This window comes from Cellulomonas pasadenensis, from assembly GCF_047229365.1.
Lineage (GTDB): Bacteria > Actinomycetota > Actinomycetes > Actinomycetales > Cellulomonadaceae > Cellulomonas.
The window spans coordinates 3,591-13,988 of the sequence record NZ_JBFTEP010000097.1; the positions used below are offsets into that span (position 1 = coordinate 3,591).

A 10,398-nucleotide genomic window follows, 5' to 3' on the forward strand; every position below is an offset into this window, starting at 1 on the left:
GGCGGGGGGAGCGGGGCGGGGACGGCCCCGGCCCGCCTGCCCGGCCCCTCGCGGGGCGGGGCGCCGGGGCGCGCGGCCGCCCGCGCGCCACGGCTCACCCGATCGGCCCACCGGCCCGAGGTCAAGCCCGGGGCGCCGCGTGCCGATCCTCCGCGGCAGGGGAAGGACCGTCCTCCCCCGCCCCGGAGGAGACCCCGTGACACTGCGCCGACCGACGGCGGTCCTCGCGACCGCCGCGCTGGCCCTCGGACTCGTGGTGGGACCGCAGGTCTCCCCCGCGACCGCCGCACCCCCCGCGTCCGCCCCCGTGCCCCAGCAGCTCGCCGACGGGCCGGGCAACCCGGTCCTCGAGTGGGAGCCCGTCGCGGGTGCCACCGGCTACCGCGTCGAGGTCGCGACGGCGTCGAGCTTCGCGACGAAGCTCTGGACGACGAGCACGTTCGGCCTGCACGCCACGCCGCCGAACGACCTGCCGACGGGCCGGGTGTACTGGCGCGTCGCGGCCGTGAACGGCAGCGAGGTCGGGCCGTGGGAGATCTCGTCGTTCGTGAAGGAGGCGAGCGCGGGCCCGGACCTGGTGTCGCCCGGTCACGAGGACACGCTCGCCTACCCGGCCGACGCACCCGTGCTGCGCTGGAGCGTCCTCACGGGCGTGAAGGGCTACGAGGTCGAGCTCGACGACGCCGACGACTTCGTCGGCGCCACGGTCTTCTCGACGGCGAACACGTCGCTCGCGCTCACCGACCCGCTGACGCTGGAGAAGCCGTACTACTGGCGCGTGCGCGGCGTCTCCGCCGTCAACGGCGTCACGACCGCCTGGTCGTCGGCGCGGTCGTTCACGGTGGAGTGGGGCGCCGCCGTCGGCCGCCCGACGCTCGAGGACGTGCCGATGACCGCCGGCGACAGGGGTATGGAGGTGCAGGACGTGCTCCTGCGCTGGTCCCCGGTCGCGGGGGCGCGCGCGTACGAGCTCGAGGTCAGCCCCAACGGCGACTGGGCCAACAACGTCATCGACCGGCAGACCGTGATGGGCACGCAGTACTCGCGCGCCATCACCTACCCCGCCGGCGGCTACTACTGGCGCGTGCGCGCCGTCGCGACCGCGCCGGCGGCCATGAAGCAGTACGGCCCGTGGTCGGAGCCCAAGCAGTTCACGCGCGCGTGGACGAACAAGCCGGAGCCCACCTCGCCCATCGGCGGGACGGTCACCCGCGAGTCCTTCCGCCTCACGTGGACGCCCGTCCCGCACGCGTCCTCCTACGAGGTGCACATCGGCACGGACCCGAACTTCGGCACCTCCGCGACGACCGTGTGCCGCACCCTGCACACGACGCTGGCGCCCCACACCATCTCCTCGCGGCCGCGCCCGTCGACCACGGTCGGCGCCGACTGCGAGTTCGAGCCCAACCCCGGCACCGTGTACCACTGGCGCGTGCGCGGCCTCGACACCGCGCCGACGGGCACCACGTCGGTCCTCGGCGTCTGGTCGACGACGGCGCGCTTCACGTTCGACCAGAGCGCCGTGCGGATGGACAGCCCGCGGTTCGGCGAGCAGGTCAGCGCGCCGGTGCTGCGCTGGCAGCCGCTCGCCGGGTACCACCGCTACCAGGTCGTCCTCATGAAGGACGGCTCGACCACCCGGGTGACGGCCGACACGGACTCCACGAGCTGGTCGCCCACCGACGGCGAGGGCGGCAAGATCGCCCCCGGGACCTACCAGTGGTACGTGCTCGGCGTGTCCGCAGGCGGCGCGCTCACCCCGGTCCCCGGCGCCTTCGGCCGCTTCGAGCTCGTCGCACCGACAGCGCCCGGGCCGTCGATCACGGGCATGGCCGCGAACAACTTCGGGCAGGCGGGCGACATGCCGAGCCTGACGTGGTCGCCGGTCGCCGACGCCACGTACTACCGCGTCTACCACGCGTCCTCGGACACGAACGTGTACCAGGAGCTCACGGCGGGCGACGACGAGCTGCCGCAGGCCGCGTACACGCACCCGTCGCAGCTGCCGGCGGGCACGTGGAAGTGGTACGTCCGCGCGTTCGACAAGAACGACGTGGCCATCGCGGACTCGCCCGTGTCGACGTTCACCGTCGCGCCCGTCACGCTCGTCACGCCGACCGGGCCGGCCCAGGGCTCCCGCAACGCCGACGTCCCGACCCTGACCTGGGGCGGCGCCCGCGACGCGTTCTTCTACCGCGTGCACCTGGCGACGGACCCGTACTTCACGAACGTCGTCCGCACGTACGACACCCACTTCCCGTCGCTGACGCCGCGCGAGGCGCTGCCGGACAACAGCGCCGACCAGTCGTACTACTGGTACGCGCAGGTCTGCCGCAGCCGCACCGTCTGCGGCCCGGGCCCGCAGGCCGCCTTCGAGAGCGAGCCGGCGAAGGTCGGCTTCTTCCAGAAGATCAGCCCGGCGGTCGCCCAGCCGGCGAACCCCGACGAGGTCACCCCGGTCGCCTTCGGCGACCAGGTCTCCCTCGCCTGGGGCGACTACGTGGTGAAGAACCCGTCCACCACCCCGCCCCCCGGGGACGGCCCCGCGCCGGGCGCCCAGGCGTACCGCGTGGAGGTCGCAAGCGATCCCGGCTTCAGCAAGGTCGTCGACAGCGCGGTGGTCGACCAGCCGTTCTACGCCCCGTGGTCCACCACGTACCCCGACTCGGTCTACTACTGGCGCGTGCAGGCGATCGACGAGGCGCGGCAGGCCCTGACGAGCAGCCCGACGTGGACGTTCCAGAAGTCCTCCAGCGCCCCGGCGACGACCGACACGAACGTCGTCAGCGGCATGCCCACCCTCACGTGGTCGGCCACCGCGGCGGCGGGCTCGTACTACGTCGAGGTGTTCCGCGGCACGGACCCGAACTTCCCGGCCGCCAACCGGGTGACCACGGGCACGACGTACTACCCGGCCTTCACGCCCAAGGACGCGCTGCCGGTCGGCGACTACAGCTGGCGGGTGCGCAAGGCGGACGTGAAGAACAACCCGGGCACGTGGACGTCCGGCACGAACTTCGTCGTCCCGGCCAAGACGCCCGCGCTGCTGAACCCGCGGGACGAGGTCGAGCTCACGTCGGACGACGTGGTGCTGCGCTGGTCGTCGCTGCAGGGCGCGTCGTCGTACCGCGTCGACGTCAGCACGTCGTCGTCGTTCGCGTCGGTGCACGAGACGGCCACCACGGTGAACAACGCGTGGGCCGTCACCAAGTACCTGTCCGACGGCACTCGCTACTTCTGGCGCGTCGCGGCCCTCGACAGCAAGGGCCAGGTCATCGGCACGTCGGCGACGCGGTCGCTGACGAAGAACCAGGTGTCGGTCGACCTCACGAGCTCGGCGAACCCGGCCGCCTCGAAGCAGTCGGTCACGTTCACCGCGACCGTGTCGCGCCCGAGCAAGGCCCCCGCCGGCACGGTGGAGTTCCACGACGGCGAGACGAAGCTCGGGCAGGCCACCATGAAGTCGGGCGTCGCGACGTTCACGACGTCGACGCTCGCGGTCGGCACGCACGCGGTCGTGGCCACCTGGGTGGGCGACTCCACGTCGGCGCGGACGAGCTCGGGCACGCTCGAGCAGACGATCACGCCGGCCGGCGCCTCCTACACGCCCGTGTCCCCGTACCGGGCGATGTCGTTCCAGGAGATCGGCTCGGGCCGCTCGCACGTGCTGCGGCTGACCAACGTGCCGAAGGGCGCGACGGCCGTGGCGCTGAACGTGACGGCGGCCAACCCGACCGCCAACACGTACGTGTCGGTCTGCCCCGGTGACACCCGCGTCGACGACTGCAAGACGTCGTCGAACCTCAACCCCTACGCGGGCCGCAGCACGGCGAACATGGTCGTGGCGAAGCTCGGGCCGAACAACGAGGTGCTGTTCTACAACAACCTCGGGACCGTGCAGATGATCGCCGACGTCCAGGGCTGGTTCACCGAGGGCACCGCGACGGGCGCCCGCTACGTGTCCGTCCCGCCGCACCGCGCGATGTCGTTCCAGCCGATGGACACGAAGCAGATGCACACGCTGACGCTGCGGGACGTGCCCAAGGGGGCCACGGCGGTGGCGCTCAACGTCACGGCGGCCAACCCGGCGGCGAACACCTACGTCTCCGTGTGCCCGGGCGGGACGACCATGCTGACGTGCAGCTCGTCGTCGTCGCTCAACCCCTACGCGGGCAACAGCACGCCGAACGCGGTGGTCGTGAAGCTCGGCGCCGGCAACACGGTGCAGTTCTACAACAACATCGGGCAGGTGCACCTGATCGCCGACGTCCAGGGCTGGTTCGTCGAGGGCGCGGCCGAGGGCTCGGGCTACGTGCCCAACAGCCCGACCCGCGTCATGGCGTTCCAGAAGGTCGCGGGCGGCAAGACGTACACGCTGACGCTCCCGGACGTCCCGGCGGGCGCCACGGCGGTCGCGCTGAACCTCACGTCGGCGAACCACGACCGCAACACGTACGTCTCCGCGTGCCCGGGCGGCACCCCGGTGGGCGACTGCAAGACCTCGTCCAACCTCAACCCGTACGCGGAACGGGCGGTCGCGGGGATGGTCATGGTGAAGATCGGCCCGCGCAACACCGTGACGTTCTACAACGACCAGGGCACCGCGCAGCTCATCGCGGACGTCCAGGGGTGGTTCGTGGAGTAGTCGTCCCGCACGCGCACCCGACGGGTGGTCGTTGCGGTCGGTCCCCGGGATCGACCATGCTGCGGCCACCCGTCGGCGTCTTCCCGGCCTGCTGCGCGGGCCGCCGCCGTCCTGCAGAACGAGGTCCGCATGCCCCGCCCGCCCCGCCGGTCCGCCCGTCCCGCCCTCGCCGTGGCCGTGGTGCTGCGCGCGCTCGTGGCCGTCGCCGTGGTGACGGCCGGCCTGACCGGCGCGGCGCTGCCCGCCGGGCCGGCGGCCGCCGCCGACACGAGCCGCTTCGACCCCGGCAACCTCATCAGCGACGCGCAGTTCTGGGACTCCACGTCGATGACGGTCGCGCAGGTGCAGGCGTTCCTCGACGACAAGGGCCGCGGCTGCGTCCCCGGGCCGGACGGCACGCCGTGCCTCAAGGACTTCCGGCAGACCACGTCGTCGTGGGCGCCGTCGCCGCGCTGCACCGACGGCTACACGGGCGCCGCCGACGAGTCCGCGGCGACCATCCTCGTGAAGACGGCACGGTCGTGCGGCGTCAACCCACAGGTGCTGCTCGTGCTGCTGCAGAAGGAGCAGAGCCTGGTCACCGCGTCGGGCAGCGCGCTGCACCCCGGCCGGTACCGCGCGGCCGCCGGGTACGCGTGCCCGGACACCGACGCGGGGGGCTGCGAGTCGCTCTACTACGGGTTCCACAACCAGGTGTACTCGGCGGCCGCCCAGTTCCGCCGGTACGCCCTCAACCCGGCCGGGTACCCGCACCGCGCCGGGATGGACAACGTGATCCGGTTCAGCAGCCGCTACCCCGACTGCGGCTCGTCCACCGTGCGCATCCGCAACCAGGCGACGGCCGGGCTCTACAACTACACGCCCTACCAGCCGAACGCGGCGGCGCTCGCGGCCGGGTACGGCACGGGCGACCGCTGCTCCGAGTACGGCAACCGCAACTTCTGGGCCTTCTTCCAGGACTGGTTCGTCGCGCCCGCGAACCGCGCGCCGGTCGGCTCGCTCGACTCCGTGACGGCGAGCGGCGACACCGTCACCGTGACCGGCTGGGCGCTCGACCCGGACGCCGACGCCTCCACGAGCGTGCGGGTCGAGCTCGACGGCACGCCGACGACGGTCCGCGCGAACCTCTCCCGTCCCGACGTGGGTGCGGCGTGGGGACGTGGCGACCTGCACGGCTTCAGCGTCGCGCTCCCGGCGACGGGTGGGGACCACACCGTCTGCGTGACGGCGCTCGACCTCGCCGACGGGCCGAGCACCTCCCTCGGCTGCCGCGACGTCGTCGTCCCCGTCGGCGCCACGTACACGGCCGTGACGCCGTGGCGGGCCCTCGCCTTCGAGCGCGTCGACGCGGGCCGCACGACGACGCTGACCCTGCGCGACGTGCCCGCGGGCGCCACCGCCGTCGCCCTCAACGTGACGGTCGCCCGGCCCACCGCCAACACCTACGTGTCGGCCTGCCCCGGCGGCACGCCCGTCGACCGGTGCCGGAGCTCCTCGACGGTGAACCCCTACGCCGGGCGCGACACGCCGAACATGGCCGTGGTGAAGCTCGGACCGGGCGGGACGGTGACGTTCTACAACGACGCCGGGACCGTCCACCTCGTCGCCGACGTGCAGGGCTTCTTCGTGCCCGACGGCGGCGCCACGTACACCGCGGTGCCGCCCACGCGCGTGCTCGCGTTCCAGGAGGTCGGTCCGGGCCAGGTCCACGACCTGCGCCTCACCGGCGCTCCCGCGGGCGCCACGGCCGTCGTGCTCAACGTCACCGCCGCCCGCCCGTCGTCGCGCACGTACGTCTCCGCCTGCCCCGGGGGCACGCCCGTCGAGACGTGCCGCGCGTCGTCCAACCTGAACCCCTACGCGGGCGAGGACACGCCGAACCTCGTCGTGGTGAAGCTGGGGCCCGACAACACCGTCCGCCTCTACAACGACGCGGGGACCGTCGCGCTCGTCGCCGACGCGCAGGGCTGGTACGTGGGCGGTGACGCCGGCGACGACTACGTGGCCGTGGCACCGCGCCGGGCCATGTCCTTCCAGCCGGTCGGCCCCGGCGGCCTGCACACGCTGACGCTGCCGGACCCGCCCGCCGGCGCGTCGGCCGTGGTGCTCAACGTGACGGCCGCGGCGCCGACGAGCCGCACGTACGTCTCGGTCTGCCCCGGCGGGACGCCGACGGCCGCGTGCAGGGCGTCGTCCAACCTCAACCCGTACGCCGGCCGGAACATCGCGAACCTCGTGGTCGCGAAGCTCGGGCCGGGCGGCACCGTGAGCTTCTACAACGACGCGGGGACGTCGCAGCTCATCGCGGACGTGCAGGGCTGGTACGTGCCCTGACGGCCGGTCAGCCGCGCGGGACCCGCGCCGTCGCGTGCTCGAGCAGGGTGCGCAGCACGGCGCGGTCCCGTGCGACGACGGCCCGCGGCAGCAGCGTGAGGGCGTGCGCACGGGACGTCAGGTGCGCGCGCGCGGCCCGTGCGGCGCGCGGCCAGCCGGCGCGGTCCATCTGCGCGGCCGCCTGCCGGAAGTACTCGCGCTCGCCGCGGAACCGGCGGCCGTCGGCGAGCTGCTCCATCGACGCGCTCGCGTCGTGCCGGCGGTACGCGAAGCAGACCTCGGGCTCGATCAGGAGCGAGCCGCCGTCGGCGACCACGTCGATGACGAGCGCGAGGTCCTGGATGATCGGCAGGTCGTCGCGGAAGTCGTGGGACCGGAGGGCGTCGCGACGGAAGGCGAGCGACGGCCAGTACATCCAGTTGCCGGTGAGCAGGCTCGCCGCCAGCGGCTCCCCCTGCACCAGGCGTCGACCGCTCCCGCGCGGCATGACGAGCCGCTGCTTGACCTCGTCGACGAGGGTGCGCGACGGCTGCCCGGCGCTGTCGACGACCTGCACGCCGGGCTGGATGATCGTCGCCCCCGGCACCTCGCGGTGCGCACGGGACACCACGCGCACGTAGTTGGGGAGCAGCAGGTCGTCGCAGCCCAGCATGACGACGCGCTCGTGCTGCGCGAGCTGCGCGCACCGCCGGAAGTTGCCGGTGATGCCGAGGTTCACCTCGTTGCGCACGTACGTGACGCGCGGGTCGTCGAGGGTGGCGAACCACTCCCCGACCGCGGGGTCCGGGTACGCGTCGTCGACCACGGTGAGCACCCAGTCGTCGTCGTCCTGGGCGAGCACGCTGCGGACCGTCTCCTGCAGCATGCCGAGGTCCCCCCAGAACGGCACGAGGATCTCGAGCGGCATGACGACCTTCCGACGGCGGGGCGGGCGGGGTGCGGGGACGCGGCCCCGCGATGGGCAAGACTACGACCTCGTGACCACCCAGCCCCCGGGCGAGAGCCCCGCCGCAGCGACGATCTCGCCGCGCAGCGCGACGCTCGTCGGCCTGGCGTCGCTGGTCGGCGCCGCGTCCAGCTACGTCGTCCTGCTCGTCGCCGCACGCACGCTCGACAGGGCGGAGAACGCCGAGTTCCTCGCGTTCTGGTCGCTGCTGTTCTGGGTGTTCGGCGTGCTGGCGGGCGTCCAGAACGAGGCGACGCGGGCCGTGAGCGCGCGGGAGCGCGGCGCGGACGCGCCGGCGGGCGCGACGGGAGCGGAGAACGGGGCGCGCGTCCTGCCCGCGGGGCTGCTCGTCGGCGCCGGGGTCGCCCTGCTGCTGGCCGCGACCTCGCCGCTGTGGGGCGCCCGCGTGCTCGGCGACGCGTGGGTCTGGCTGGTGGCGGTCGTGGCCCTCGCGGGGCTCGCGTACTCCGGGCACAGCGCCGTCGCCGGCGCACTCGCCGGGCGGCGTGCCTGGACGCCGTACGCCGCGACCGTGGCCGCCGAGCCGACCGTCCGGCTCGTGCTCGTCCTCGCCGTCCTGGTGCTCGGGGCGACGACGGTCGGGCTGCAGACGGCCTCCGGCGCCGCCGCGGCCACGTGGCTGCTGCTCATCGCCACCACGCGACACGTCCGCGCCGGCGCCACCGCCCGTGCGGACGTCGACCGCGCCACGTTCCTGCGGCACGTCGGCCACACGCTCGTCGCCGGCACCGCGAGCGCCGCCCTCGTCGTCGGGTTCACCGTCCTCCTGCGCGCCACGTCCGACCCGGCCGAGTACGCCACCGCCGCGCCGTTCGTGCTCGCGATCTCCGTCACCCGCGCGCCCCTGCTCGTGCCGCTGACGGCCTACCAGGGCGTCGCCATCACGCACTTCCTCGCCCACCGTGACGAGGGCGTCGTCCGGGCGCTCTGGCCGAGCCTGCGCCTCGTCCTCGCGGGCGGCGCCGTCGCCGCGGTTGCCGCCGGGCTCCTCGGGCCGTGGGCCATGGAGCTGCTCTTCGGCGACGGGTACCGCGTGCCGGGCGGGCAGCTCGCCCTGCTCACGGCCGCCGCCGCGGGCCTCGCGGTGCTGACGCTCACGGGCGCCGCCGTGCTGGCGACCGGCCGGCACCGCGCGTTCGCGACCGGGTGGGTGCTCGCGACCGCGACGAGCGTCGCGCTGCTACTCGTCCCGCTGCCCCTCGAGGCGCGCGGCATCCTCAGCCTCGGCGTCGGGCCGCTCGTCGGCGTCGTGGCGCACGCGGTCGCCCTGCGAGGGGCGCCCTCGGCACCGGTTAAGGTCTGAGCCATGCCCATCGAACGCTCCCTGCTGGTCATCGTGCCCGCGTGGAACGAGGAGGAGACCGTCGGGGCCGTCATCACGGAGCTGCGGACGGTCGTGCCGGAGGCCGACGTCCTCGTCGTGAACGACGGGTCGACGGACCGCAGCACCGACGTCGCGCGTGCCGCGGGCGCGCGCGTGCTCGAGCTCCCCGTGAACCTCGGCGTCGGCGGCGCGATGCGCGCCGGCTACAAGTACGCCGCCCGCAACGGGTACGCGCGCACGGTGCAGCACGACGCGGACGGGCAGCACGACCCCGCCGCCATCGCGTCGCTCATGGAGACGATGGACCGCGAGGGTGCCGACGTCGTGATCGGCGCCCGGTTCGCCGGCGTCGGGTCCTACACGGTGCGCGGCCCGCGGCAGTGGTCGATGAAGATCCTCTCGACCGTCCTGTCGCGCGTGTGCCGCACGCGGCTGACGGACACCACGTCCGGGTTCAAGGCGTGCAACCGGCGCGCGATCCAGCTCTTCGCGGCCAACTACCCGGCGGAGTACCTCGGCGACACCGTGGAGTCCCTCGTCATCGGCGCGCGCGCGGGACTCACGGTCCGCCAGGTGGGCGTCGAGATGCGCGTGCGCGCGGGCGGCCGCCCGTCGCACAGCCCCGTCAAGGCCGCCGTCTTCCTGCTCCGGGCGGTGCTCGCGCTCGTCATCGCCCTCTCGCGGCCGACGGAGCCGCTCGTCGCGGAGGTGTCCCCCGCATGATCTCCGGCTACCTGTTCGCCGTCGCGCTCTGCGTGCTGCTCGTCGTCCTCGTGACGTTCCTGCTGCGCACCCGGCGCATGCGGGAGAAGTACGCCGGCGTGTGGATCACGCTCGCCGTGGCCGTCGCGGTCGTCGCCGCGTTCCCCGGGCTGGCGTTCTGGCTGGCCGACGTCGTCGGCGTCGAGGCCCCCGTCAACCTGCTCTTCGCCGTCGGCTTCCTCGTCCTGCTCGTCGTCGTCATCCAGCTGAGCACGGAGATCTCCTCGCTCGAGGAGGAGACGCGCACGCTCGCGGAGGAGATCGCGCTGCTGCGCCTCGAGGTGACGGACCTGGCCCGCGCGACGGGTGGCGCGCCGCCGGCGCCCGGTCGCGTCGCCCAGCCGGCGGCACCCGCCGCCGCACCGC

At 73.9% G+C, this 10,398-nt stretch carries 6 protein-coding genes; 5 read left to right on the plus strand and 1 reads right to left on the minus strand.

From position 1 onward, the window contains the following. Positions 1 to 196: 196 nt before the first annotated feature. Together AB6N23_RS13300 and AB6N23_RS13305 are read left to right on the plus strand one after the other, a co-directional pair. Entirely contained in the window at positions 197 to 4,645 is a 4,449-nt protein-coding gene (locus AB6N23_RS13300) for an Ig-like domain repeat protein (protein ID WP_412866516.1), read from the plus strand. Between the two features lie 129 nt (positions 4,646 to 4,774). Continuing rightward, positions 4,775 to 6,979, plus strand: coding sequence for a hypothetical protein (locus AB6N23_RS13305; RefSeq protein WP_412866517.1), 2,205 nt, complete (start codon positions 4,775 to 4,777; stop codon positions 6,977 to 6,979). Positions 6,980 to 6,986: 7 nt separating this feature from the next. Here the strand turns inward: AB6N23_RS13305 and AB6N23_RS13310 are convergent, their stop codons facing one another. Beyond that, positions 6,987 to 7,886: a glycosyltransferase gene (locus AB6N23_RS13310; protein WP_412866518.1), complete on the minus strand. Its 900-nt coding sequence runs from the start codon at positions 7,884 to 7,886 to the stop codon at positions 6,987 to 6,989. 70 nt (positions 7,887 to 7,956) lie between these two features. On the opposite strand from AB6N23_RS13310, the gene AB6N23_RS13315 reads away from it, so the two are divergent. The 3 genes from AB6N23_RS13315 to AB6N23_RS13325 form a co-directional block, all read left to right on the plus strand. Then, the gene (locus tag AB6N23_RS13315) at positions 7,957 to 9,249 is read left to right on the plus strand and encodes a hypothetical protein (RefSeq protein WP_412866519.1); all 1,293 of its coding nucleotides are present in this window, start codon (positions 7,957 to 7,959) and stop codon (positions 9,247 to 9,249) included. Between the two features lie 3 nt (positions 9,250 to 9,252). Then, a complete protein-coding gene (locus AB6N23_RS13320; RefSeq protein ID WP_412866520.1) occupies positions 9,253 to 9,993 on the plus strand; it encodes a glycosyltransferase family 2 protein in 741 nt (246 codons plus the stop codon). Next, the coding region (locus tag AB6N23_RS13325; protein ID WP_412866521.1) for a DUF2304 domain-containing protein at positions 9,990 to 10,398 on the plus strand (409 nt) is incomplete at its 3' end. The genes AB6N23_RS13320 and AB6N23_RS13325, both read left to right, overlap by 4 nt.

Coding starts and splice junctions, on each gene's coding strand:
- AB6N23_RS13305 (WP_412866517.1), top strand. CDS start 4,775: ATGCCCCGCCCGCCCCGCCGGTCCGCCCGTCCCGCCCTCGCCGTGGCC.
- AB6N23_RS13310 (WP_412866518.1), bottom strand. CDS start 7,886: ATGCCGCTCGAGATCCTCGTGCCGTTCTGGGGGGACCTCGGCATGCTG.
- AB6N23_RS13320 (WP_412866520.1), top strand. CDS start 9,253: ATGCCCATCGAACGCTCCCTGCTGGTCATCGTGCCCGCGTGGAACGAG.